The sequence below is a fragment of the Mediterraneibacter catenae genome, from assembly GCF_008691045.1.
In the GTDB taxonomy this organism is placed as follows: Bacteria; Bacillota; Clostridia; order Lachnospirales; family Lachnospiraceae; genus Mediterraneibacter; species Mediterraneibacter ornithocaccae.
In genome coordinates, this window is the sequence record NZ_VMSO01000013.1 from 38,263 (window position 1) to 63,781 (window position 25,519).

The window sequence follows — 25,519 nt, forward strand, 5'->3', positions numbered from 1 at the left end:
ACGGCGAAAGCGGAGGAGTGATTTTTATAAAAGATCAAAATTGCGGTTACTGTATGCGCGGTGAACTTCTGGATCAGTTCGGAATTTATATCTGTGATCTGAGTGTAAGTTCCCTGATTCTTTTCAAAGAGCAGAGCAAACCCGGAAGATGTATCGTCGCATACAAGGATCATGTCAGTGAGATCGTAGACATCTCAAAAGAAGAGCGGGATGCGTTTATGGACGACGTTGCAAGAGCTGCAAATGCACTTCATAAGGCATTTCGTCCGGACAAGGTGAACTATGGTGCGTACGGCGATACCGGATGCCATCTGCATATGCATCTCGTGCCTAAATATAAAGGCGGAGATGAATGGGGCGGAGTGTTCCAGATGAATCCGCAGAAGACATATCTCTCGGAGGAAGAGTATGAAGAAATGATCCGTAAGATCAAAGAGAACTTATAATTGAAAATGTGGTCGATAAGAATAAGACATAGAGCAGGGATGTTCTGTGTCTTATTTTTGTTTTAAATATTGCTGTGGATAAGTATATTCTGAATACATAGAAGAAACCCGAATGTTTGTTCTGTACTTTGCTTTCATATTCTGCTATAATAGCGGGAGAGTGGAATAAAAACTGCAGATTATCAGATTCTTTTTAGTGAAGTTTTAGTGCTTTTTCATCCGGATTTTGTGGACGGAATAAGATGAAACGGACTGGATGATACCAAGTGGACAAAATGATTTTGTGACTTTTGGTAAAAAATTGTGATGAAATAGAGGAGGAACATCCTCAAAAAACAAATCAGATATTATATAGGTTTATGGCGGATGAATTAGATTTTCAAATATTGTTAGAGTTAACATACAGAGCAGATATTTTGTCATTGTATGAAATGCAAGCATTGGATCAAGAAGAATTCAGGGTAATGATTTCGAACAGTGAGTCATTGCATTCACAAATTTATACATTGCAAAACGAACTTGGCAAAATAAAAGAAGCAATATTACAAAATGAAAATATTTCAGATGAACAAAAGAAAAATTTTCGTGATTTTTTAGACTTTATGCCGGATGATGAAAATATCATGTTATCAGATAATGATGTAGAAGAGTCCAATGGAGGCGAATTCAAAAATTAGTTTTATTGGATTTATGTTCAAATGGCAATATGAAAAGTATATTCTGGTTTATTCGAGAGATTAATTAGGGAAACAGTGTTTCACCAATTTGAACAATAAGAAACATATTTTTATTGAGTATAAAGAAGATCGCAATGAGCAACAAGGGAAATGAACTTGTTTTATATCATGGAAGGCCTGATAAACAAATTGTACCGACATACGGATTGGGAAATGACAAGCATGATTACGGAAAAGGATTTTATCTGACCGGAAGTCCGGTGTTAGCATCTGAATGGTCCGTATGCAATCCGATTGAAAAGAATGGGTGGGTACATAAATTTGTACTGGATACCAGCGTATTAAAGATATTGGACTTTGAAAAATATGATATACTTTCGTGGCTTGCAGAGCTTATGAAACATCGGGATGCAGATACAGGGCGAAGATATAGAGTATTAGCGCCTAAATTCATTCAAAAATATCAGGTATCTACAGAAAAATATGACGTGATCAAAGGCTGGCGTGCAAATGCATCATATTTTTATATTGCCAAGTGTTTTGTCCGGGATGAAGTAGATCTTGATATCTTACCAGAGTTATTAAAATTGGGAGATTTGGGAATTCAGTACTGTTTAAAGACAGAAAAAGCATTTCAATGTCTCAGAGAAGATTTTGCGGCGTTGCAAGAAATTGAGTATAATAAGGTGAATCCGCAATATACACAGCGTGACAGAACAGCAAGAGAGGCAATGTATGCTTTGATCAACTCTGATAAAAATAAGATTGAAAATGTGTTCAGTAAATTAATATAAGAGGTAAGATCATGGAAGTGTTCAGTAAAAGTTACTTGGAAGAAGTTGTTGAAAATCAAGGAAAATTATTTGAATATGCAGAAGAACATTATCCTGGAATTGATGTGGCGGATTTTATAGAGTCATATATGAAAAGCTATACAAGAACTATGGTCGATGAAGGACAGGCTTATGTCTGTACAATGGATGCAGAAACATTATACAATTATTTCCTGGAAAATGATAAATATGAACCAAAGCATGGAAAAATGGCAGGAGGATTTGCTCCAAACTGGATTGGACAGTTTTATGCATTATTTCAATGGATATACCGACTACCAAGCAAAGAAGTCGTTAAACTGGTCCCGGTTAAATTTATGTTTGAAGCATATCCGGGCCTGCATGATCTTGATTTGTATGTGGCTGTTCGTAAGGTAGGAGAGCAGTGTGAGCTTAATGTACCATAAAGCTGCTGATAATTACGGGGGGAAAGAGATATGATCTGTTTTCATAATCCGGAAGAAGAGAATGGATATTTGAGCAACTGGTATCTGTCTGAATTTACAGTTGATGGCATTAAGTTTTCATCAATGGAACAGTATATGATGTATGAAAAGGCATTGCTGTTTCAAGATCAAGAAGCAGCAGAGAAGATTTTACAGACAGATAATGTAGCAGATATAAAAGCATTAGGCAGATCTGTACAGCATTTTGATGATAAGATCTGGATAAAGGTAAGAGAAGAAATTGTTTATAAAGGTGTACGCGAGAAATTCCGTCAGAATCCTGAACTTGCTGAAAACCTGGAGAAGACAGGTGAAGAAATAATTTCGGAATGCGCTGTAAAAGATCGGATCTGGGGAATTGGCCTTTCTATGAAAGATGAGAACAGGCATTGCATAGATAGGTGGAGAGGCCAAAATCTGTTAGGGAAAATTTTGATGCGTGTCAGGGAAGAAATCAAACATCAGAAAAAGGAGCAGGGATAAATCATGGATCATTTTGAATTAGTATCAGAATACAAACCGACTGGCGACCAGCCCCAGGCGATCGCCGACCTGGTCAAGGGCTTCAAGGAAGGCAACCAGTGCCAGACACTTCTGGGCGTCACCGGTTCCGGAAAAACATTCACGATGGCAAATGTCATCCAGCAACTGAATAAACCGACGCTGATCATTGCTCATAACAAAACTCTGGCGGCACAGCTCTACGGCGAGTTCAAGGAATTTTTCCCTGATAACGCAGTGGAATATTTTGTCTCCTATTATGACTATTACCAGCCCGAGGCCTACGTCCCCTCCTCTGACACCTACATCGCCAAAGACTCCGCCATCAACGAGGAGATTGACAAACTCCGCCTCTCCGCCACGATGGCGCTGACAGAACGACGCGACGTGATCATCGTTGCCAGTGTATCCTGTATCTACGGTCTGGGAAACCCGGTGGACTACCAGAATATGGTGATCTCCCTGCGCCCGGGCATGGTGAAGGACAGGGACGAAGTGATGGCGAAATTGATCGAGATTCAGTACGACCGCAATGATATGGATTTCCATCGCGGTACGTTCCGCGTGCGGGGTGACGTGCTTGAGATCATACCCGCATATGAGAGCGAGACTGCGATAAGGGTTGAATTCTTCGGGGATGAGATCGACCGTATCACAGAGATAGATATTCTTACTGGAGAGATAAAAGACGAACTGAAGCATGTGGCAATCTTCCCTGCGTCGCATTATGTTGTGGATAAAGAGAATATAAAGAGGGCAGTGCATGATATCGAGGAAGAACTGGACGAGCGGGTGAAAGAGTTTAAGCGTCAGGATAAGCTCCTGGAGGCACAGCGTATCGCGGAGCGTACGAACTTTGATATCGAGATGCTCAAAGAGACCGGATTCTGTTCGGGGATTGAGAACTATTCGCGGCATCTGGCGGGACTTGCGCCGGGACAGCCGCCTTATACGCTGATTGATTATTTCCCGGATGATTTTATTATGATGATCGATGAGTCTCACAAGACAATCCCACAGATCGGCGGCATGTATCACGGGGATCAGTCGAGAAAGTCCACGCTGGTAGATTATGGCTTCCGGCTCCCATCGGCGAAGGATAACCGCCCCTTGAATTTTGAAGAATTTGAGAGTAAGATAAATCAGGTCATGTTCGTATCGGCAACACCGGGACCATATGAGGAAGAGCATGAGCTCCTGCGGGCAGAGCAGGTGATCCGTCCTACAGGACTGCTGGATCCGGAGGTATCCGTGCGTCCGGTGGAGGGACAGATCGACGACTTGATCGGCGAGATTAATAAAGAAGTATCCAAGAAAAATAAGGTGCTTGTGACGACACTCACCAAGCGGATGGCAGAAGACCTTACAGATTATATGCGCGAAGTGGGTATCCGTGTGAAATATCTTCACTCTGATGTAGATACATTGGAGAGGACAGAGATTATCCGTGATATGCGTCTGGATGTGTTCGATGTGCTTGTCGGTATTAACCTTCTGCGAGAAGGACTTGATATCCCGGAGATCACTCTTGTGGCGATCCTGGATGCGGACAAAGAAGGATTCCTGCGTTCAGAGACATCTCTGATCCAGACGATTGGGCGTGCTGCACGTAATGCAGAAGGCCATGTCATTATGTACGCAGATACTGTCACGGAGTCTATGCAGATGGCGATCGACGAGACAAAGCGCCGTCGAGAGATTCAGATGAAATACAACGAAGAGCATGGCATCACACCGCAGACGATCCAGAAATCTGTCCGCGATCTGATCAGTATTTCAAAGAAAGTTGCGGCGGAAGAGATGCGCATGGAGAAAGATCCGGAATCCATGAGCACAAAAGAACTGGAGAAACTTATCAAGGATATGACGAAACAGATGAGGAAAGCCGCGGCGGAACTGAACTTCGAGGCGGCAGCCGAGCTGCGTGACAAGCTGGTTGATCTTAAGAAGATGCTGAATGACCTTGAATGATTCGGAATTGTTACGATAAATGAAATATAGGAAGGAAACATAAGACATACATGGGAACTAAGATGGATGCCCGGAAATACATCAGGATCCGGGGTGCTAATGAAAATAATCTGAAAAATATAGATGTGGACATCCCGCGAAACGAGCTGGTTGTCCTGACCGGATTGAGCGGGTCGGGAAAGTCATCGCTGGCTTTTGACACCATTTATGCCGAGGGGCAGAGGAGATACATGGAGTCACTGTCCTCCTATGCGAGACAGTTTTTAGGGCAGATGGAGAAGCCGGATGTGGAGAGCATCGAGGGCCTGTCGCCGGCGATTTCCATTGACCAGAAGTCTACAAACCATAACCCCCGTTCCACAGTGGGAACTGTGACGGAGATTTATGACTATTTCCGTCTTCTTTATGCGAGAGTGGGTATTCCTCACTGCCCGAAGTGCGGCAGGGAGATCGCCAAGCAGACAGTGGACCAGATGGTGGACCAGATCATGGCTCTGCCGGAACGGACAAGGATCCAGCTTCTGGCGCCTGTTGTGCGGGGACGCAAGGGGACTCACGCAAAACTTCTGGAACGTGCCAAGAGAAGCGGGTATGTCCGTGTCCGTATAGACGGCAATATGTATGAACTGTCAGAGGATATTGCACTTGAGAAGAATATCAAGCACAATATTGAGATTGTTGTGGATCGTTTGATCGTTCGGCCCGGGATCGAAAAGCGTCTGACAGATTCCGTGGAGAGCGTGCTTCATCTGGCCGAGGGGCTTTTAGTGGTTGATGTGATCGATGGTGAACCGATGAACTTCAGCCAGAGTTTTTCCTGCCCGGACTGCGGGATCAGCATCGAGGAGATTGAGCCGAGGAGCTTCTCATTCAACAATCCGTTCGGAGCATGTCCGGAATGTTACGGACTGGGATACAAGATGGAATTTGCGGAAGAGCTGATTATCCCGGATCCGTCGCTCTCTATCAACGAGGGAGCTATCGCGGTGCTCGGCTGGCAGTCCTGTACGGATAAGTCCAGCTTTACAAGGGCAATTCTGGATGCACTTTGCAAAGAATACAACTTTGATCTGGACACACCGTTTGAAAAATATCCGAAAAAGATACATGACATCCTTATAAACGGTACAAACGGAAAGAGTGTAAAAGTATTCTATAAAGGACAGCGCGGGGAGGGCGTTTACGACGTAGCTTTTGAAGGGCTGATCAAAAATGTGGAGCGCAGATACAGGGAAACCGGTTCAGAAACGGTGAAAGCAGAGTATGAGACATTTATGAATGTTACGCCCTGTTCCGCCTGCGGCGGACAAAGACTGAAACCCGGCGCACTGGCAGTAACTGTCGCTGATAAGAACATTGCAGAAGTGACTTCTCTTTCCATAGAAAAGCTTCAGCAGTTTTTGAAAGATTTGAAACTGTCTGACACACAGATGATGATCGGAGGACAGATTCTAAAAGAAATCAGGGCAAGAATACAGTTCCTGATGGATGTAGGACTGGATTATCTTACACTGTCGCGTGCTACCGGAACGCTGTCAGGCGGGGAGGCGCAGCGTATCCGCCTTGCTACACAGATCGGATCCGGACTTGTGGGAGTGGCGTATATATTAGATGAGCCGAGCATCGGGCTCCATCAGAGGGATAATGATAAGCTTCTTGCCACTCTCAAGCATCTGAGGGATCTTGGAAATACACTGATCGTAGTTGAGCATGACGAGGACACCATGCTGGCGGCAGATTATATTGTGGATATCGGGCCGGGAGCCGGCGAACACGGCGGAGAAGTTGTGGCGGCCGGCACAGCGGAAGAGATCATGCAAAATAAAAATTCCGTTACAGGGGCATACTTATCCGGAAAGATTAAAATTCCGGTGCCTGAGGAACGCAAGAAACCGGACGGATGGCTGAAGGTGATCGGTGCAAAGGAAAATAACCTGAAAAACATCGATGTTGCATTCCCGCTCGGAGTGATGACATGCGTGACAGGAGTGTCAGGATCGGGGAAGAGCTCCCTTGTAAACGAGATCCTTTACAAGAGGCTTGCACGTGATTTGAACCGTGCGCGTACTATTCCCGGAAAACACAGAAAGATCGAGGGACTGGACAGGGTAGACAAGGTGATAAATATTGATCAGTCGCCGATCGGGCGTACACCGAGGTCTAATCCGGCGACTTACACAGGTGTCTTTGATCTTATCCGCGATCTTTTTGCAGCAACACCGGACGCCAAAGCCAGAGGATATAAGAAGGGCAGATTCAGCTTTAATGTCAAAGGCGGAAGGTGCGAGGCATGTGCCGGTGACGGTATTCTCAAGATCGAGATGCATTTCCTGCCGGATGTGTATGTGCCCTGCGAAGTCTGCGGCGGTAAACGTTATAACCGTGAAACTCTGGAAGTAAAATATAAAGGCAAATCGATTTACGATGTACTCAATATGACTGTGGAAGAAGCTCTGGCGTTCTTTGAACATGTACCCAGCATCCGCAGAAAGATGCAGACACTATATGACGTCGGGCTTTCGTATATCCGTCTGGGACAGCCCTCAACGGAACTTTCCGGAGGAGAGGCGCAGAGGATCAAACTGGCGGCGGAACTGAGCAAACGCAGTACAGGAAAGACCGTGTATATATTAGATGAACCTACAACAGGACTGCATTTTGCGGACGTGCATAAGCTGACTGAGATACTCCGGAGACTCGCCAGTGACGGCAACACGGTCATCGTTATTGAGCATAATCTGGATGTGATCAAAACGGCGGACTATATCATCGATATCGGTCCCGAGGGCGGTGACCGCGGCGGTACGGTGGTAGCCTGCGGCACTCCGGAAGAAGTGGCGGCGAATGAAAAGTCCTACACAGGGAAATATATAGATGAAATGCTGAAAAGAAAATAAAATCCGAAAAAAAGCTTTCCATTTTTTAGAAAGTCTATTATACTGGATAATGCGGACAGGCAGGAGGAGGGAACCTGCCTGTATTCCGTCGTACGGATAGTAAGAGAAAACCTATAGGGAGTGAGATACAGGGATGCTCTGCGCAGGAGTGGATACAATCCGGTTACCATTACGAAGCAGAGCGGTTTCGCGGGAAAGAGTATAAAGATTTGGAAGGGAGAATTGAATATGTCAGTAGATATCGGGATCGATCTTGGTACTGCCAGTGTACTGGTGTATGTCCATGGCAAGGGCGTTGTGCTCAAAGAGCCCTCGGTCGTTGCCTTTGACAGGGATACAAATGTGATAAAAGCGATCGGCGAGGAAGCACGTCTCATGCTCGGAAGAACACCGGGGAATATCGTAGCGGTTCGGCCGCTGCGTCAGGGTGTGATTTCAGACTATACAGTGACGGAGAAGATGATCAAGTATTTCGTACAGAAAGCTCTCGGGAGACGTACTTTTAAGAAGCCGCGCATCAGTATCTGTGTACCGAGCGGAGTGACTGAGGTGGAGAAGAAGGCAGTAGAAGAAGCTACATTTGCGGCCGGGGCGAGAGAGGTTCATCTGATCGAGGAGCCGGTGGCGGCAGCCATAGGTGCCGGGATTGATATCGCTAAACCATGCGGGAACATGATCGTGGATATCGGCGGCGGGACTTCAGATATCGCTGTTATCTCTCTTGGCGGCACAGTAGTCAACACTTCTATTAAAGTCGCGGGAGATGATTTTGACGAGGCAATCGTCCGTTATATGAGAAAGAAACATAATCTTCTGATCGGTGAGAGAACCGCGGAGGATATCAAGATAAAGATCGGGACAACCTATCCTCTCGTGGAAGAGGAGACGATGGAAGTCAGAGGGAGAAACCTTGTGACCGGACTGCCGAAGACTGTCACAGTGACTTCTTCCGAGACGGAGGAGGCTTTGAGGGAAGCCACCAGCCAGATCGTTGAGGCTGTCATCTCAGTTCTGGAGCAGACGCCTCCGGAGCTTTCGGCGGACATCCTCGACCGGGGGATTGTCCTGACAGGAGGAGGAGCGATGCTTCGGGGACTTGAGGAACTGATTGAAGAAAAGACAGGGATCAATACAATGACTGCCGAAGATCCGATGAAAGTGGTGGCTATTGGAACCGGCGAGTTTGTAGAGTTTATGAGCGGCAGAAAGGATTTCTGAGTATCTGCCGTGGGAATGGTTATCAGCAGGGATGTGAGCGGTAAGACACATCCCTGTTCTGCGTAAATGAAAGGGTTAAATTTTGGAAACAGTTACAGGTTACGTGGAGCATATTGTGTTCCGCAATGAGGAAAACGGCTATACAGTATTTCATCTGGGAAATGACGACGGTGAAGTGACCTGCGTGGGAAATTTTAACTTCATCAATGAAGGGGAACTGCTGGAGCTGTCAGGGGAATATGTAAACCACAACGTATACGGCACTCAATTGAAAGTAATCTCCCATACAGTAAAGGAGCCGGAAGATATTATTTCGATCGAAAAGTATCTGGGATCCGGTGCAATTAAAGGTGTGGGTGCAGCTCTGGCCGGCCGGATCGTAAAGAAGTTCAAGAAAGACACGTTTCGGATCATAGAGGAGGAGCCGGAAAGGCTGGCGGAGATCAAGGGAATCAGTGAGCGCAAAGCCAGAGAGATCGCGGTACAGGTTGAGGAGAAGAAGGATATGCGTAAGGCAATGATCTATCTCCAGAAATACGGAATCTCAACAAAGCTTGCGGCAAAGATTTATCAATATTACGGTATGCGTGTATACAAAGTGCTTGAGGAAAATCCATATCAGCTTGCTGACAATATCGAAGGCGTAGGGTTCAAGACAGCAGATGAGATCGCAGCGCGTATCGGCATACATACAGATTCTGATTACCGGATCAAGAGCGGATTGTTTTATACTCTGCAGCAGGCAGTCGGTGAAGGGCATGTGTTCCTGCCGCAGGAGATCCTGATGCGGAGAGCGGGAGCGCTTCTCGGGGTGGAGATCCATGACATAGAGAAGCATATCATGGATCTTTGTATTGAGAAGAAGACTGTGATGAAAGAAGAGGATGGAGAGATACGGATCTATCCGGCTCATTATTATTATCTGGAACTCAATACAGCCAAAATGCTCCATGATCTTGATATCAACTGTGACATGCCGGAGGACATGATGGAACGGCGGCTCTCTAAAGTGGAGGAGACAGAACAGATCGAGCTTGACCCCATGCAGCACAGAGCAGTGATCGAGTCTATTAAACACGGACTGCTCATTCTGACAGGAGGACCGGGAACAGGTAAAACGACAACTATCAATACGATGATCCGCTTTTTTGACAGCGAAGGCATGAGCATCCTTCTTGCCGCGCCCACCGGCCGGGCAGCCAAGCGAATGACCGAAGCTACCGGATATGAGGCACAGACGATCCATCGGCTTTTGGAAGTCAATGTCAATCCGGAGGAGGAAGAGAGTGTGGGCGGTTTCCTGAGAAACCGGCAGAATCCTCTGGAAGCAGATGTGATCATTATCGATGAAATGTCAATGGTCGATCTGCCGCTGATGCATGCGCTTCTGTCTGCTGTTGTACCGGGAACACGCCTGATCCTGGTGGGGGATGTGGATCAGCTTCCATCCGTGGGGCCGGGCAGTGTCCTTAAAGATGTAATCGCGTCCGAACAGTTCCCTGTTGTAACGCTGACAAGGATTTTCCGGCAGGCGGGAGAAAGTGATATTGTTGTCAACGCACATAAAATCAATGCAGGAGAACCTGTCGTGCTGGATAATAAGAGCCGAGATTTCTTTTTCCTGAAGCGCCAGGATGCAGATACGATCATAGGGATCACTATTATGCTGATCCAGAAAAAGCTGCCGAAGTACGTGCATGCCGGTCAAAATGATATTCAGGTCATGACACCGACAAGAAAAGGGCTTTTGGGAGTAGAGCGGCTTAACACGATCCTGCAGAGATATCTGAATCCGGAAGACCCGAAGAAGAACGAAAAGGAAATTAACGGCCGCCTTTTCCGCGAAGGCGACAAGGTAATGCAGATCAAGAATAATTATCAGCTTGAGTGGGAGATTACGACGAAGTTCGGACTGACGGTAGACAGCGGCACTGGGATTTTTAACGGTGATATGGGGATAATCACGGAAATCAATGAATATACGGAAACAATAGAAGTAGAGTTTGATGAGGCGAGAAAAGTCAAATACGGATATGATATGACAGAAGAACTGGAGCTGGCCTATGCGATCACGGTGCATAAGTCCCAGGGGAGTGAGTATCCGGCAGTGATTATTCCGCTTCTGCCGGGTCCAAGACTTCTCTATACAAGAAACCTATTATATACAGCAGTGACCAGGGCTAAGAAATGTCTGACGATCGTGGGGAGTGATGCGGTATTCCAGGAAATGATACAAAACAAAAACGAGCAGGAGAGATATACAAGTCTGGCGGAAAGAATCAGAGAGTATCAGGCTCCCTTCTGAATATAGCTGCGGATTGGATCCTCGGGCTTCTCTATCCGGCAGTCTGTCCGTTTTGCGGCCGGATATCGCCCGAGGGGATCTGTGAGAGATGCAGGAAGAAAATTGTATATATACAAGAACCGCGCTGCATGAAGTGCGGAAAACCGCTCCGTACAGATACAGAGGAGTATTGTCCTGACTGCAGGGAACACGGATCTTATCTGAACTGCGGACTGAATCTGTGGATGCACAGAGAACCAGTCGCCGGAGCGCTGTATAGATTTAAATACCATAACAGGCGCAGCTTCGGAAAGATATTTGCCTGTGAATTGGCAGAGCATTACAGGAGTCAGATCAGTAACTGGGAGATTGAGCAGATCATCCCGATCCCTCTTCACAGATCCCGCATGAGAAAGCGCGGTTTTAATCAGGCCGAAATCATAGCCCGCGAACTTTCCGATGCGACAGGAATATCAGTGTGTACAAATGCACTGTTCAGAATAAGGAAGACGGCGCCACAGAAAAGCCTCGGAAGAAAGAAAAGACAGGCAAATCTGCAGGGGGCATTTGCAGTTTCAAAAACGTGGAAACCATGCAGAAATGCACTTCTCATAGATGATATTTATACGACTGGGGCAACGCTCAATAAAGCCGCAAAAATGCTCAGAATGGCAGGGGTTCAAAATGTTTACTTTTTAACCATAAGCATTGGACAAGGTATCTGAGTATATGATATACTAAAACATAATGGACTGAAATAGTATGCAGTACATAGGAAGGACGTGTAAAAGCGTTATGATTGATAAGAGAAAAGTACGTCTGATGACAAGAGCTTCAATCTATGAAAAGAAATATGGGGAAGAAGATATAAAAATCACCGGCTATTATCAGAAAGATTACTCAAGTATAAATACATGGATTACTCTGATCTGGGTGACCGCGGGATATCTCCTGCTTGCACTTCTTTTGGTTTTGGCGGTGGGTGTAGACCTGGTGGAAGGCATCACGATAGCAAGGCTCCTTCTCATTGCAGCGGCTGTTCTTGTATCCTATCTGTCTCTCCTGATCATATATGGAATCGGGGCAGGTTCATTTTACAGGAAAAAACATATCCGGGCTAAACAGAGAATGAAAAAATATATGCGGGATTTATCCCGACTGGAAAAAATGAGTCAAAAAAAGGAGATACACAGATCATGAGTACGTTATTTGTCTGGAGAGAAAAGCTGCGGGAAATATACGCGAAGCATTCCACTTATATTCTGAAAGCACTGCAGCTTATACTTGGCCTTGTCCTGTTTGGCCTGATCAATGTCAATATAGGTTTCATGGAAATGGCTTCCTCTGTTTTCTGTACAGTAGGTCTGGCGGTAATCTGTACTTTTTTCCCAATGATCGTGATGGTCACGGCAGCAGCGGTTCTCATCCTTGTACATTTTTATTCACTATCACTGCCGATCGCCGCAGTTTCACTGGTTATCTTTCTGGTGATGTATATTTTTTATTTCCGTTTTACCCCGAAGAAGGCATGGCTGGTTCTTCTTGCAGCGCTCGCTTTCGGACTTAAGATTCCGCTTGTGATTCCGGTTGTGTTCGGACTTATGGGAACACCGGTATGGATCGTGCCGGCGTCCTGTGGTGTGATAGCATTTTATATGGTGGATTTTGTTAAGGATTCCGCGGCGGCGTTCAGAAGCGCAGATGCGGAGGGGCTTTTTGACAGCCTGATGAGTTTTACCAGGCAGGTACTGACGAGCAAAGAAATGTGGCTGATGGTGGTGACTGTCGTGCTGGGGATACTTGTAGTGAATCTGATTCGTACACGGGCCGTGGATCATGCGTGGAAGATTGCCTCTGCAGCAGGAGCTGCTGTCTGCGTGATCGCTTCTGCAGCAGGTAATATTGCTTTGGATGCAGGGATTTCCTATGCGGAGATTGTTGTCAGTGCCATACTGGGGATTGCAGTCGGACTGGTTCTGGAATTCCTTTTCTTCTCGGTTGATTATTCCAGAACAGAGAATATACAGTTTGAGGATGATGAATACTACTATTATGTAAAGGCGGTTCCGAAAGTCGGAGTTTCTGTTCCTGAAAAAGAAGTAAAACATATTACAGGAAACAAGCCCCGTGAGAAACAGGACACCGCACCTGAGGAAACCGGGAATACAAATACAGAAGAGATACTTCTGACAAGAAGCTTAAGTAAAGAGCTCGGACTTGACCAGGAAAAGGGGAAAACCGAGTAAATAAGGCGGTGACATACAGTTATGATAGACTGGCTGAAAAATTTTATAGACAACTACACAGAGGGAATGTATCTTCCGAATGTGCAGATTAAAGATGTTGTTGAAATACTGATAATTACAGTGATTTTGTATGAAATCATGCTCTGGATCAAGAACACGAAGGCGTGGATGCTCCTGAGAGGAATCATTATGCTTGGGGCTTTTATCCTGCTGGCATGGATTTTTCAAATGCATACGATCTTGTATCTGGCAGCCCAGTCCATTAATGTGCTTGCAATTGCTGCTATTGTGGTTTTTCAGCCTGAACTTCGCCGTGCCTTGGAGAAGCTGGGGGAAAAGAATCTGCTGAGCAATATCAATCTGTTTGATAAGAGTCGCGAGAATGAACGTTTTTCTGATATGACAGCAGACAGTATTGTTTCAGCATGCTATGCAATGGGGAATGTATGTACAGGAGCGCTTATCGTGGTTGAGCAGGCGATCAGGCTCAACGAATACGAGATGACCGGAATCGAACTGGACTGTAAAGTATCCTCCCAGGTATTGATCAATATATTTGAGCACAATACACCTCTCCATGATGGGGCAGTCATCATACGAGGTGACAGAATTACCTCGGCAACATGTTATCTGCCCCTCTCAGATAACATGAGTATCAGTAAAGATCTGGGTACGAGACACAGAGCGGCGCTCGGTATGAGTGAGGTCTGTGATGCGCTTGTGATCGTCGTCTCAGAGGAGACCGGCCTGGTATCAGTTGCCATGGGAGGAAATCTGACACGGGGAGTCAAGAGGGAAGAACTGCGGGAGAAACTGAGCCAGATTCAGTATAGGAATACAGAGACGAAGAGGAGATTCACTATACGGAAAGGATGGCGCAGAAAATGAAGAAATACAAGCTTACAATTAATCTCGGCCTGAAGATCACGGCATTTGTTTTTTCTGTTTTTCTGTGGCTGATTGTAGTGAATATCGATAATCCCGTTTCCAGCATTACGTATAATAACATACCGGTTACAATTGTAAATGATGATATTATTACATCATCGGGAGAAGTGTATCAGGTAGTAGGGGAGCAGACGGTAAGCGTTGTGGTATATGCTAACCGTCAGATACAGCAGGAGCTGACGGCAGACGATATTGTAGCTACAGCGGATATAAGAGAGATGGATACGAGCACAGGGCTTGTGCCCATTACTGTAGATATTCCGAATTACCGGGATGCATCAGCGGAAGCAGTGCCGCGAAACCTCCAGATCCAGAGAGAAAAATCCGGGAGAAAGGTTTTTGCGCTGACGGTAGAGACTACAGGAGATGAACGTGACGGGTATATTGTCGGAGACATGACTGTTAATCCGGAGAATGTTACAATCACGGGTGCAGAATCCACACTGGAGCAGATTGACAGGGCGGTAGCACAGGTCGATATTAATGGAATTTCGGAAGATGAAGAGAGATCCGCCGACTTGATACTGTTCGGCAAGGACGGGAATGTGATAGGTCAGAACCAGTTGGAAAACAATTTGGGTGATGAAGGTATTACTGTATCAATCGAGGTACTGGAGCAAAAGACTGTTCCTGTGACGGCAGAGGCATCGGGCAGCCCTGCTGAGGGATACAGATACACCAGTTGTACTGCAGAACCGGAAAGTGTGCAGATATGCGGCAAAAGTGATGTAATCGCGGATGTGGAGGAGATTGCAATTCCGGCATCGGCAATCAGCGTCAACGGTGCTCGAAATCCGGTCGAGCAGACAGTGGATATTACGGAATATCTGCCTGACGGAGTGAGACTGGTTGACGAAAATGCAAAGAATATAACAGTGACTGCAATGGTTGAACAGGAGGGAACCCGTACAATTGATTTCCTTGTTAACTCAATCATAATTAATGACTTGGCAGATGATTTATCAGTGAGTTATGAAACGGGAGCGGAGATAAGATTTACATTCAGCGGAGAACAAGATAAACTGGATGTGCTGGATATCAGTAATGCGGTATCAGTAGATCTGTCAGGATATACACAACCGGGGACTTACGATGTTCCGGTTAACGTTACGCTTCCGGAAGGAATTACACTGACGTCAGAGGTGACTGTACAACTTACTCTGGTGGATAAGTCGGAAAGTGATACTGAAGGTCCGTCTGGGTCAAATGATTCTTCGGGGCAGGAGGAAGATTCTCCCTCCGGGGAAGAATAATGAAGTAATATACAAGAGGTGAACACAATATGGTAAACGGAAAAGTGAAGATCAAGAATCCGACCGGACTACACTTAAGGCCTGCCGGGCTTTTCTGCAAGACTGCCATGCAGTTTAAATGCAAAATCACTGTTCTCAAGAAAACGCGTCACGAAGATGTGACTGCTAATGCAAAAAGTGTATTGAGCGTACTTGGAGCCTGCATCAAGAGCGGAGATGAGATTGAAATTGTCTGCGAAGGCACAGATGAGGAAGCGGCATTGCGGGAAATGGTACAGCTTGTAGAGGACGGGCTGGGAGAGTAGACAGCAGCATAAACAATATTGGATAAAGAAATAGTCGATGGTACAGCTATAGTGAGAAAATATAAACCAGGAGGAAAATACTATGAGCAAAGCAGCACTGGTCATCATGGCGGCAGGTATTGGAAGTCGTTTTGGAGGCGGAATCAAGCAGCTGGCTCCGGTGGGGCCAAACGGGGAAATCATCATGGATTACTCAATCTATGATGCAATTGAGGCGGGGTTTGATAAGGTTGTTTTTGTTATTCGCAAGGATCTTGAGAAAGATTTTAAAGAGGTGATCGGAAACCGGATTGAGAAACAGATTGACGTTGCATATGCGTATCAGGAGATTGCAGATATTCCGGAAAAGTATCATGGGAAATTTCCAAAACGGACGAAACCCTGGGGAACCGGACAGGCAATTCTTTGTTGCAAAGATGTGATTGATTGTCCATTCCTGGTAATCAATGCAGATGACTATTATGGCAAGCATGCGTTTAAGGAAGCGTATTCCTATTTGACAAGTATGCACGACACTGATAAAATACAGATTTGTATGGTCGGCTTTGTATTGAAGAATACGCTCAGCGATAATGGCGGAGTTACACGCGGGATATGCCAGGTGGATCATGAAGGTATGCTCACAGGTATTGTAGAGACGCACAACATAGAAAAAGACGGTGAAGGTGCGGCGGTCAGCACTGCTGACGGTAAAGTGAAATTGGATGCCGGCTCACCGGTCTCCATGAATATGTGGGGGCTTACACCTGATTTTATAAATGTTCTGGAAGCAGGATTTGATGAGTTCCTTCATAATACTGCTCCGGACGATTTGAAGGCAGAATATCTGCTTCCGACGATTATCGGCAATCTGTTGCAGCAGAATGAACTTACAGTAAAAGTCCTGAAATCGCATGACCAGTGGTTTGGAGTGACATACAAAGAAGATCGTGAAGCAGTGATGAATGCAGTTAAAAAACTGATTGAGGATGGCGTGTATCCTTCCGTACTGTATTCTTCCGAAAGAGACTAAAGACAAGCAGAAAAAGGATAATTCGCTATGGCAAGAAAAAGACAATCTGGAAGGACCAGAAGCAATCGGCTTGGTTCTTTCTGCCTGATACTGCAGGCATTGATCAGCATTATTTTTATGATAGTGGTCGTGCTGCTTGATATGCTCCCCGGAAACTATCTGGCTCTTGTAGCGATGATATTGGTATTTTTATGGTGTATTGCCTTTACATCTCAGGCAGTCAGAAAGAAAAGGGGGACTGCGGGAAAGATATACAGTCTGGTTATGGTATGTGTTCTGGCATTTGGAACATATAATATTGCCGAGGCAAACAATATGCTTTCCATGATAACGGGAGGAAATACCCGGGTGGATAAGATGGCTGTGGCTGTCCTTGCAGATAATCCGGCAGAAACAATTGAGGATGCTATAGATTATGACTTTGGCGTCCAGTTCCAGCAGGGCGGGGATAACATACAGACTGCAGTGACTAATCTTCAGGAAGAACTTGGGACAACACTTAACGTGACAGAATGTGAATCTGTGCAGGATCAGGCACAGGCCCTGATGGACGGAGAAGTGGATGCCGTTATTTATAATGAAGCATATACAGAGCTTATGGATGACGCAGTAGAGGGATTCAGTGACAACAGCAGAATCATATATGAAATGTCTATAGAGACAGAACTCGATCTGGGCGGCGGTTCGGATACCAGTCTGACAAATAAGCCGTTCACGGTCTATATCAGCGGAATAGATACTTACGGAGAGGTAACAGAGACTAGCAGAAGCGATGTTAATATTATCGCTGTTGTCAATCCGACCACACATCAGATTTTGCTGATCACTACGCCGCGAGACTCCTATGTGCCGCTGTACGGTCCTTCATCGCAGATACCGACGTATTCCCAGGGATCTATGGATAAACTGACACATGCCGGAGTATACGGTATTGAGACTTCAATGGCGACTCTGGGTGAGCTGTATCACACAGAAATAAATTATTATGTAAGGCTCAACTTTACTTCGTTGATAGATATCGTAGACATCCTTGGAGGAATTGATGTAGATTCGGAGTATGCTTTCACAACCGGTGATGAGTCAGGCGCTGTTGTTGAAGTCCAGAAGGGATCTAATCACTTTGACGGCGAGGAGGCCCTGGCATTCTGCAGGGAACGTCACAATCTGGAAGACGGAGATAATCAGAGAGGCAAGAACCAGCAGGCAGTAATTACTGGTATGCTGAAGAAGGTGATTTCCCCTACGATGCTTCTGAGGGCTGGTACGATCATGAATCAGGTGAGCAAGGATGTTGAGATGAATGTGACACAGCCGCAGCTTAACGCTCTGATCCGTAATCAGCTCAGGACCAATGCACAGTGGACGATACAGTCAGTGGCTCTTGAAGGAGAAGGTGGTCAGGACTACTGCTATTCAGCATCAAGCCAGCTTCTTTATGTAATGTATCCGGATGAGACATCCCTGCAGGAGATTATCGATCTTGCCAATGTTGTGGAAGAGGGCGGTACATTGGCCGGTGGAGAATCCTTGAATTGAAAAAGTAAATTCGGTATGTAAGAGGGTGTGTGGACAAAAAGTTGGACTCTTACACATCGTGACTAACGATGAAATACACAAAAGAACAAATAGCTATCGCGTTACAGATGCTGGGGGCTACTGGTTTCCCAAGAAAAGTTATAGAAATTCTTGGTTATCCTTCTAACCCTATGTTATATCACTGGAGAAAGAAATATCCAGAGCTTTATAATTCACCACAGGTAAAACACTGGAAACAAGCTTCTTCTGAATTCAAATTAGAAATAATTCAGCGTTGTTTTATTGATGGAGAGAATGTAAAATCAGTATCAGAAGAAATAGGATATACGCCATCATCCATATATGGGTGGTATCGACGTTATCGCAAGAAAGGGATATTTCCTTCCATGAAAAAATCTGATAAACATACAGTAACTCCAAATGCTGCAAATGCCGAAAATATTGATGATCTCAAAGCACAGATGCTAGAGATGCAAATGGAAATTGATATTCTTAAGGAAACCATAAATGTCTAAAAAAAGACCCCGGCGTCGATCAGACAGCTCTCACGAACCGAGAGAAGGCAGTGATAATCGACGCCCTGAAAAGTAAGTATTCACTGCCAGATCTTTGCAAAAAGCAACTCTTTCTCCTGATGAGAAGCCCATCGTTCATTCAGATAGAGGCTGCCATTACCGTTGGCCTGAATGGATTAAAATCATGGATGATGCCGGACTCACAAGATTTATGTCAAGGAAAGGCTGCTCTCCGGATAATTCCGCCTGTGAAGGTTTCTTCGGTCATCTCAAAACAGAGATGTTCTATGGGTACAATGGGATAACTATAGCATTGATGAATTTATCCAAGAGGTAAACGACTACATGCAGTGGTGCTGCCGTGATCGTATCAAAACAACACTCGGAGGATTAAGCCCTCTAGATTATAGGAGGAGTATAGGGGGTGTGTGTCTAAAAAAATGTCCGCACGCCCTTTTTACCTTTTAAAATTGAAATAGAGAATATATACTAGACAATGTGCCTCTTTTTAAGTATGCTATATATGTAGCGTATCTTCAGATTTTATCTTATGCATTGTTTTATTTAGGACAATGCCTTGAAAGGGAAAGGCGGAGAAAAATGGTGAGAGGAAAAAAGAAATAAAAAAAGCTAATAATAATAATATCTTTCTTAAGCGGGGTTATTGTACTTTGCTCAAAGTCTCCTGTATTTGCTAAAGAAGATATAAACTTATATGGGGAAAATGAAGTAAGTGTCTTCGGAAGTGGATATACCTGTTGGTATTATACTCAGTTTTATGGAAACTATTTATTCCATTCGGTACTTTATAATCCTGGCAGTATGTCATCTATACAGGATGGTCGTCTGGGAATTAATGCATCACATGGGTGTGTCAGATTGAGTTTAAGTAATGCGAAATGGATTTATGATAATATTCCATCTTCTACAAAGGTCGTAGTATATTAGAATTGAGTGGTGCAGCCATATGGTAAAATCGGCATGAAATTTTCATGCCGATTTTATTAAGAGGAGAATATGATAAGAGGTGGTTGTTGAATTTTGACAAAAAAATTGATATGATAAGCAAAGTTATTAATAAAGTGGAGGAAGATAATGAAAATTAGAAGGACAGCAATTGCATTGATGATCATTTGTTTGTTGGGAATAGAGCCGAGTAATTATGTTTATGCCTATGCGGATGATTCGAAAGAGATAGAATTCTATCAAGGGGAAGAAGAGGAAAATAGTGAGGCGATAGCAAATGTAGATAGTGTCGGAAGTGAAGATCCCGGAACAGGTAGATATCAGGGGAATATTCCGGAGGGATTTTTTGATGAAAATGGAGTACAGACTTATTCGGAAAGCGTTATTCATAATAGCAGATTTGACGGTTATGCAATAAAAAAAGGAATAGATGTATCTACATGGAATGGGACAATTGATTGGAAAAAAGTAGGAGATGACGGAATAGAATTCGCTATTATTCGTGGCGCTTATCGAGGTTATGGTGATCAGGGCACTTTAGTAAAAGATGATAAAGCAGCTTATAATTTTGAGCAGGCTGAAAAAGCTGGAATTCCGGTTGGGGCGTATATATTTTCACAGGCAGTGACAGAGGAAGAAGCAGTTGAAGAGGCAAATTATTTATTGAATATAGTAAAAGGGTATGATATCACACTCCCACTTGTATTAGATTTTGAATATGCAAGTGATGGGAATGGTTTGACGGGAAGATTGTATAATGCTGATTTATCTGTAGAAGAGGCAACGGCGGTTTGCCGAGCGTTTTGCAAAACGGTCGAAGATGCGGGCTATAATGCTATGGTATATGCTAATAAGGATATGTTGGAAAATGATCTTCAAGCTTCACAAATCAGTAAAGATTATTTAGTATGGTTAGCGCATTATACGTCTATGACAGACTATAGGGGGGAGTACGATTTCTGGCAGTATACATCAGTTGGAAAAGTAGATGGAATTAGCGGGAATGTTGACTTAAATTATTGGTATGTAGAGCCAGACCAAACAAAGGAACTAATACAAGAAAACGGGGAATGGCTTTATTATGTTAATGGAGTATTTCAGAGCAATTTTACGGGATTAGTAAAAATAGATAATAGATGGTATTATATTTTGAGTGGAAAATGGCAGTCAGGCTATACGGGACTTGTTGAATATGATACGGGTACCCAGTATTATGTGAAAGATGGTACGATTCAACATGGATTTACCGGATTGATAAAGCTGGGAAATAGATGGTATTATATTTTGGATGGAAAATGGCAGTCGAATTATACCGGACTTGTAGAATATACCAGTGGTACTCAATATTATGTAAAAAGCGGAATAATTCAGCATGGTTTTAGCGGGTTAATAAAAATATCAAATACGTGGTATTATATCGTAGGAGGAAGATGGCAGCACGATTATACTGGTCTTGCAGAATATAGCAGTGGAACATATTATTATGTAGAAGCCGGAGTGATCAGACATGATTTTACCGGATTGAAAAAACTGGGGGATGTGTGGTATTACATTATTAACGGAAGATGGCAGTCTGGGTTTACCGGATTAGCTAAATATAATACTGGAAGCTGGTACTATGTTGATGAAGGCGTTATAGACTATAGTTTCAATGGAATTGTAAAACAAGGGTCATGCACATATTATGTGAAAAGCGGAAAGTGGCAAAAAGGATTTGACGGAAAAATAGTAATTGATGGGACCAATTATACAGTTGCAAATGGGCTGATAGTTTGATGAAAGGCAGAAGATGAGTAGTAAAAGAATTGAATGGCTTGATATTGCTAAGGGAATCGGAATTTTTTTGGTTGTTTATGCTCATGCAAGAGCACCGTACAATAGTTATATATATAATTTTCATATGCCACTATTTTTTTTGATTTCTGGAATACTCTATAAATCAGGAAGAGATTTAAAGTCATATATTTTTCGTAAGATACAGACATTATATATACCTTTTGTAAGTTGGAATCTGATTTTTATTATAGGAAAGTCTATTCTTCGTCATCAGGAGATATCTGTTGATTATATAATTGAAGTAATTCTTACGTTGCAGAAAGATGGAGAATTTTTAGGTGCTACGTGGTTTTTAGGTGCCTTATTTCTTATTACCGTAATATATAAGCTGTTAGATTATTATATTTCTGACATGCCGTCAAAAAGGTGGATACTGCTAGGCGTTTTTGCGGCTTGGGGAATTATTGGTTTTGAGATAACTCTTCCATATATGTTAAGTAGAACGTTTATATTAGGATTTTTCTATGCAATTGGAAATTTTGGAAAAGAATTTTTCCTCGATTTGAAACTGAATAAAACTACAATAGTGTATATGGTTATAGCAGCAGGCACTTTTTTCGTAATCGGGCATTATAACAGTGCTAATATGGGGGCTAACGAATACAAATACAGGATCCTTTTTGTGATAGGTGCACTGGCGGCAAGCTATGTGACACTATGTTTCTCTAAGATAGTAGGAGCTATGGGAAGAAAGTATATTTTTTCTTTGTTCAGAAAGGGAATATGCCTGATGGGGAAAAAGTCTGTTGATATAGTAATTTGGCAGTTTGTGGCATTTCGTATTGTAATAGCTATACAGTTATGTTTAAATGGGATATCGCTTACAAAGTTATTGGATTATTATCCAATGTATAGTGAAAGGAATGGATGGTGGATTGCGTATACTCTGGCAGGAATCGTTATTCCTATTGTCTGGGGGATTTTTTTAAGGGGAGGAATCTGGGGGAAAGTGCTGCGGAAAATCCATGTGGTAAATTAGATAGCAGATATTGACAAAGTATTACTAAATTGTTACAATGCCACAGGTGAAACGATAATTACGAAAAGGGCATTTGTTTTAGAGGGAATTAGCGTGCAAGAGTATATATATGGAGTTATTTTAGCAGGCGGTCAAGGGACTAGAATGGGAAATGCAGATAAACCGAAACAATTTCTAACGGTTGGAGAAAAGCCGGTTATTATTCATACCATAGAAAAATTTATTATTAACTCTCATTTTATTGAAATTGTTGTCTTGGTACCTAAATCATGGCTTGCATATACAAAAGATATTATAAGAAAATATATCAGACAACATGAGAAAATTGTTGTAGTTGAAGGTGGGACTACTCGTAATGAGACAATTATGAATGCCATTCAGTATATAGAAGATTGTGGCAGGCTGACAGAAGATACGATTATTGTCACACATGATTCTGTGCGTCCATTTGTTACTTACCGCATCATAGAAGAAAACATTAAGTTTGCCAGAAATTTTGGTGCCTGCGATACAGTGATTCCGGCTTCTGATACGATTGTGGAGAGTCGGGACGGGAGTTTTATCAGCAATATTCCGGAAAGGGAAAAAATGTTTCAGGGGCAGACGCCTCAGTCGTTCAAAGCAAAACATCTGAGAAAAATCTATCAGAGCCTGACTGATGCGGAACGGGCAATATTGACTGATGCATGCAAAATATATGTGCTGAAAAACGAACCTGTATATCTGGTGGAAGGCGAGGTATCCAATATAAAGATAACTTATCCGCATGATCTACGAGTGGCTGAAGCGATTCTGGGAGGAAACCAGACATGTTAAATACAGTGTATCAGCTGAAGCGCCCCAGACAGTTTGAAGCAGTTTTCAAGAGAATTGATATGGATGATTCTCAGATATTTGTACGTCCTACATATCTGTCTATCTGCAATGCGGATCAAAGATATTATCAGGGCACAAGAAATAAAGAAGTTTTAAAGCAGAAACTGCCTATGGCGCTTATCCATGAGGGAATAGGAAAAGTTGTCTATGATCCTACTGATACGTTTCAGGTAGGTGAGAGTGTTATCATGATACCGAATATTCCAGAAGAGCAGGATGAAGTGGTGGCAGAAAACTATCTTCTTTCCAGCAGATTCTGTGCAAGTGGAGAGGATGGGTTCATGCGTGAATTTGTGACAGCACGGCCGGACCGCCTGTTGAAGCTGCCAGAGAACATCAATCCGTACGTGGCGGCATTTACTGAGTTGGTCAGCGTGGCATATCATGCTGTCAACAGATTTGACAGAAGTGCTCATATGCGAAGAAAAAGGCTCGGTGTTTGGGGAGATGGCAATCTTGCTTATATTACATCGCTTCTTCTGAAGAAACGATTCCCGGATTGTAAAGTTATTGTGTTCGGTAAGCACTGGCAAAAGATGGCGGATTTTACTTTCGTGGATGCCACATATGAGATTACATCAATCCCTCAAGGTGTATTAGTTGATCACGCGTTTGAATGCGTGGGGGGAAGCGGTTCTTCTCAGGCTATCAATCAGATTATTGATCATATCTGTCCGGAAGGACTAATCAGTATTATGGGAGTAACGGAAGAGCTTGTTCCCATTAATACACGCATGGTTCTGGAAAAAGGACTGACAGTAAAGGGAAGTAGCAGAAGTGGGAGAGACGACTATAAGGGACTGCTCGGAATGTACAAGGAGCATCCGGATATAATGGATTATCTTGAGAAGATCGTCGGAGCACGGATACGGATTCGGAGTATAAATGATATCATAGAGGCGTTTGAGACAGATATCCATAAGATATCCGGAAAGACAATAATGATTTGGGATAAATAAGAGGTAGCAGTATGTTTAAGGGCGTAAGCTATGTTGTACGTGAAAATGTAAATAATTTATACAGGATATATTCGATTGCCAAGTACGAACTGCTCGCAGATATGCGCGACAGCAAGTTGGGGATTTTCTGGAATTTTGCAAATCCCGTGATTCAGGTCGCAACCTACTGGTTTGTATTTGGTTTCGTTTTTAAAAGAAATGAGATTGACGGTGTTGATTTCCTCTCATGGCTGCTTGGAGGTATGGTGATCTGGTTTTTTATCAGTCCTTGTATCACCAATGGCTGCAATGCGGTTTATCAGAAGATTAATATCATAACAAAGATGAAATTCCCTGTCAGTATACTGCCGGCTACAGTCGTGCTGAAAGAGGCATTTAATCATCTCTGTCTGATGATTATTGTTGTTGTGCTTTTTGCAATTAACGGGCATTTCCCATCCTTGCACTGGTTTGGACTGATATACTATTTTATCTGCAGCATTTTGTTCAGTATTGCTTTGTCGCTGACGACTTCAGTGCTTAATATGCTCGCAAGAGATACAAGAAAACTGATTCTTGCATGCATGAGACTGTTAATGTATCTGACACCGATCCTATGGGATATTAAACTGCTTCCGCATACATTGCAGGTCATAATGAAGCTGAATCCGATCTACTACCTTGTATGCGGGTATAAAGACTGCTTCTTTTTCCATGAAGGAATTTTGTTTTATTGGAAACAGATGCTTGTTTTCTGGGTGTGGACGATTGGACTGTTCTGGATAGGAAGCGTGATCATGTACAAATTCAGAACAAAATTTATGGATTTGATATAG

Annotated in this window: 25 protein-coding genes; all 25 read left to right on the forward strand. The window is 43.6% G+C overall.

From position 1 onward, the window contains the following. Positions 1-26: 26 nt before the first annotated feature. The 25 genes from FNY66_RS10440 to FNY66_RS10565 all read left to right on the forward strand — a co-directional run bounded on the left by FNY66_RS10440 (position 27) and on the right by FNY66_RS10565 (position 25,519). Positions 27-446 (forward strand): HIT family protein, encoded by a 420-nt coding sequence (locus FNY66_RS10440; protein ID WP_087151552.1) that lies wholly within the window; start codon positions 27-29, stop codon positions 444-446. Between the two features lie 359 nt (positions 447-805). Then, positions 806-1,123 carry a hypothetical protein gene (locus FNY66_RS10445; RefSeq protein WP_150311109.1) on the forward strand — a complete coding sequence of 106 codons (318 nt, stop codon included), beginning with the start codon at positions 806-808 and terminating at the stop codon, positions 1,121-1,123. A 134-nt stretch (positions 1,124-1,257) separates the two neighbouring features. After that, the gene (locus tag FNY66_RS10450; RefSeq protein ID WP_087151536.1) at positions 1,258-1,917 is read left to right on the forward strand and encodes a DUF3990 domain-containing protein; all 660 of its coding nucleotides are present in this window, start codon (positions 1,258-1,260) and stop codon (positions 1,915-1,917) included. Positions 1,918-1,928: 11 nt separating this feature from the next. Next, entirely contained in the window at positions 1,929-2,363 is a 435-nt protein-coding gene (locus FNY66_RS10455) for a hypothetical protein (RefSeq protein WP_087151535.1), read from the forward strand. A 30-nt stretch (positions 2,364-2,393) separates the two neighbouring features. Next, on the forward strand, positions 2,394-2,885 hold the full coding sequence (locus tag FNY66_RS10460; RefSeq protein ID WP_087151534.1) for an NADAR family protein: 492 nt from the start codon (positions 2,394-2,396) through the stop codon (positions 2,883-2,885). A gap of 3 nt (positions 2,886-2,888) precedes the next feature. Further along, entirely contained in the window at positions 2,889-4,874 is a 1,986-nt protein-coding gene (gene uvrB, locus FNY66_RS10465; RefSeq protein ID WP_150311110.1) for an excinuclease ABC subunit UvrB, read from the forward strand. Positions 4,875-4,924: 50 nt separating this feature from the next. Beyond that, positions 4,925-7,771 (forward strand): excinuclease ABC subunit UvrA, encoded by a 2,847-nt coding sequence (gene uvrA, locus FNY66_RS10470; protein ID WP_150311111.1) that lies wholly within the window; start codon positions 4,925-4,927, stop codon positions 7,769-7,771. A 228-nt stretch (positions 7,772-7,999) separates the two neighbouring features. Then, positions 8,000-8,989, forward strand: coding sequence for a rod shape-determining protein (gene mreB, locus FNY66_RS10475; RefSeq protein WP_087151551.1), 990 nt, complete (start codon positions 8,000-8,002; stop codon positions 8,987-8,989). Between the two features lie 82 nt (positions 8,990-9,071). After that, entirely contained in the window at positions 9,072-11,294 is a 2,223-nt protein-coding gene (gene recD2 / locus FNY66_RS10480; protein ID WP_150311112.1) for an SF1B family DNA helicase RecD2, read from the forward strand. A 17-nt stretch (positions 11,295-11,311) separates the two neighbouring features. After that, a complete protein-coding gene (locus FNY66_RS10485; RefSeq protein ID WP_324613916.1) occupies positions 11,312-11,998 on the forward strand; it encodes a ComF family protein in 687 nt (228 codons plus the stop codon). A 70-nt stretch (positions 11,999-12,068) separates the two neighbouring features. Further along, positions 12,069-12,473, forward strand: coding sequence for a hypothetical protein (locus FNY66_RS10490; protein ID WP_190324828.1), 405 nt, complete (start codon positions 12,069-12,071; stop codon positions 12,471-12,473). Continuing rightward, positions 12,470-13,519, forward strand: a complete 1,050-nt coding sequence (locus tag FNY66_RS10495) for a hypothetical protein (protein WP_150311113.1) — start codon at positions 12,470-12,472, stop codon at positions 13,517-13,519. The genes FNY66_RS10490 and FNY66_RS10495 overlap by 4 nt, the downstream gene beginning before the upstream one ends. Positions 13,520-13,540: 21 nt before the next feature. Continuing rightward, entirely contained in the window at positions 13,541-14,407 is an 867-nt protein-coding gene (gene cdaA / locus FNY66_RS10500; RefSeq protein WP_087151527.1) for a diadenylate cyclase CdaA, read from the forward strand. Next, complete coding sequence (locus FNY66_RS10505; protein ID WP_229409498.1) at positions 14,404-15,720, forward strand: CdaR family protein; 1,317 nt, start codon at positions 14,404-14,406, stop codon at positions 15,718-15,720. The genes cdaA and FNY66_RS10505 overlap by 4 nt, the downstream gene beginning before the upstream one ends. Before the next feature lie 29 nt (positions 15,721-15,749). Continuing rightward, positions 15,750-16,025: an HPr family phosphocarrier protein gene (locus tag FNY66_RS10510; protein WP_087151525.1), complete on the forward strand. Its 276-nt coding sequence runs from the start codon at positions 15,750-15,752 to the stop codon at positions 16,023-16,025. Between the two features lie 82 nt (positions 16,026-16,107). Next, entirely contained in the window at positions 16,108-17,037 is a 930-nt protein-coding gene (locus FNY66_RS10515; RefSeq protein ID WP_150311115.1) for a nucleotidyltransferase family protein, read from the forward strand. A gap of 27 nt (positions 17,038-17,064) precedes the next feature. After that, on the forward strand, positions 17,065-18,573 hold the full coding sequence (locus FNY66_RS10520; RefSeq protein WP_150311116.1) for an LCP family protein: 1,509 nt from the start codon (positions 17,065-17,067) through the stop codon (positions 18,571-18,573). Between the two features lie 68 nt (positions 18,574-18,641). Continuing rightward, on the forward strand, positions 18,642-19,088 hold the full coding sequence (locus FNY66_RS10525) for a helix-turn-helix domain-containing protein (protein WP_087151522.1): 447 nt from the start codon (positions 18,642-18,644) through the stop codon (positions 19,086-19,088). A 312-nt stretch (positions 19,089-19,400) separates the two neighbouring features. Continuing rightward, complete coding sequence (locus FNY66_RS16225) at positions 19,401-19,556, forward strand: IS3 family transposase (RefSeq protein WP_143449273.1); 156 nt, start codon at positions 19,401-19,403, stop codon at positions 19,554-19,556. A 237-nt stretch (positions 19,557-19,793) separates the two neighbouring features. Further along, positions 19,794-20,036: a L,D-transpeptidase gene (locus FNY66_RS16160; protein ID WP_334296422.1), complete on the forward strand. Its 243-nt coding sequence runs from the start codon at positions 19,794-19,796 to the stop codon at positions 20,034-20,036. Between the two features lie 147 nt (positions 20,037-20,183). Next, complete coding sequence (locus tag FNY66_RS10545) at positions 20,184-21,830, forward strand: glycoside hydrolase family 25 protein (RefSeq protein WP_150311118.1); 1,647 nt, start codon at positions 20,184-20,186, stop codon at positions 21,828-21,830. 13 nt (positions 21,831-21,843) lie between these two features. Then, positions 21,844-22,869, forward strand: coding sequence for an acyltransferase family protein (locus tag FNY66_RS10550; protein WP_087151518.1), 1,026 nt, complete (start codon positions 21,844-21,846; stop codon positions 22,867-22,869). 93 nt (positions 22,870-22,962) lie between these two features. Next, positions 22,963-23,685, forward strand: coding sequence for an IspD/TarI family cytidylyltransferase (locus FNY66_RS10555; protein ID WP_267872934.1), 723 nt, complete (start codon positions 22,963-22,965; stop codon positions 23,683-23,685). Next, complete coding sequence (locus FNY66_RS10560; protein ID WP_150311119.1) at positions 23,679-24,704, forward strand: alcohol dehydrogenase catalytic domain-containing protein; 1,026 nt, start codon at positions 23,679-23,681, stop codon at positions 24,702-24,704. The genes FNY66_RS10555 and FNY66_RS10560 overlap by 7 nt, the downstream gene beginning before the upstream one ends. A gap of 11 nt (positions 24,705-24,715) precedes the next feature. Beyond that, a complete protein-coding gene (locus tag FNY66_RS10565; protein ID WP_087151515.1) occupies positions 24,716-25,519 on the forward strand; it encodes an ABC transporter permease in 804 nt (267 codons plus the stop codon).

Bases quoted from the DNA above. Each gene is read 5' to 3' on its own strand.
- uvrB (WP_150311110.1), top strand. From the start codon at position 2,889: ATGGATCATTTTGAATTAGTATCAGAATACAAACCGACTGGCGACCAG.
- FNY66_RS10455 (WP_087151535.1), top strand. From the start codon at position 1,929: ATGGAAGTGTTCAGTAAAAGTTACTTGGAAGAAGTTGTTGAAAATCAA.
- FNY66_RS10515 (WP_150311115.1), top strand. From the start codon at position 16,108: ATGAGCAAAGCAGCACTGGTCATCATGGCGGCAGGTATTGGAAGTCGT.
- FNY66_RS10525 (WP_087151522.1), top strand. From the start codon at position 18,642: ATGAAATACACAAAAGAACAAATAGCTATCGCGTTACAGATGCTGGGG.
- uvrA (WP_150311111.1), top strand. From the start codon at position 4,925: ATGGGAACTAAGATGGATGCCCGGAAATACATCAGGATCCGGGGTGCT.
- FNY66_RS10560 (WP_150311119.1), top strand. From the start codon at position 23,679: ATGTTAAATACAGTGTATCAGCTGAAGCGCCCCAGACAGTTTGAAGCA.
- FNY66_RS10545 (WP_150311118.1), top strand. From the start codon at position 20,184: ATGAAAATTAGAAGGACAGCAATTGCATTGATGATCATTTGTTTGTTG.
- FNY66_RS10460 (WP_087151534.1), top strand. From the start codon at position 2,394: ATGATCTGTTTTCATAATCCGGAAGAAGAGAATGGATATTTGAGCAAC.
- FNY66_RS10520 (WP_150311116.1), top strand. From the start codon at position 17,065: ATGGCAAGAAAAAGACAATCTGGAAGGACCAGAAGCAATCGGCTTGGT.
- FNY66_RS10490 (WP_190324828.1), top strand. From the start codon at position 12,069: ATGATTGATAAGAGAAAAGTACGTCTGATGACAAGAGCTTCAATCTAT.
- FNY66_RS10550 (WP_087151518.1), top strand. From the start codon at position 21,844: ATGAGTAGTAAAAGAATTGAATGGCTTGATATTGCTAAGGGAATCGGA.
- mreB (WP_087151551.1), top strand. From the start codon at position 8,000: ATGTCAGTAGATATCGGGATCGATCTTGGTACTGCCAGTGTACTGGTG.
- FNY66_RS10565 (WP_087151515.1), top strand. From the start codon at position 24,716: ATGTTTAAGGGCGTAAGCTATGTTGTACGTGAAAATGTAAATAATTTA.
- FNY66_RS10495 (WP_150311113.1), top strand. From the start codon at position 12,470: ATGAGTACGTTATTTGTCTGGAGAGAAAAGCTGCGGGAAATATACGCG.
- cdaA (WP_087151527.1), top strand. From the start codon at position 13,541: ATGATAGACTGGCTGAAAAATTTTATAGACAACTACACAGAGGGAATG.
- FNY66_RS10450 (WP_087151536.1), top strand. From the start codon at position 1,258: ATGAGCAACAAGGGAAATGAACTTGTTTTATATCATGGAAGGCCTGAT.
- FNY66_RS10445 (WP_150311109.1), top strand. From the start codon at position 806: ATGGCGGATGAATTAGATTTTCAAATATTGTTAGAGTTAACATACAGA.
- FNY66_RS10505 (WP_229409498.1), top strand. From the start codon at position 14,404: ATGAAGAAATACAAGCTTACAATTAATCTCGGCCTGAAGATCACGGCA.
- FNY66_RS10510 (WP_087151525.1), top strand. From the start codon at position 15,750: ATGGTAAACGGAAAAGTGAAGATCAAGAATCCGACCGGACTACACTTA.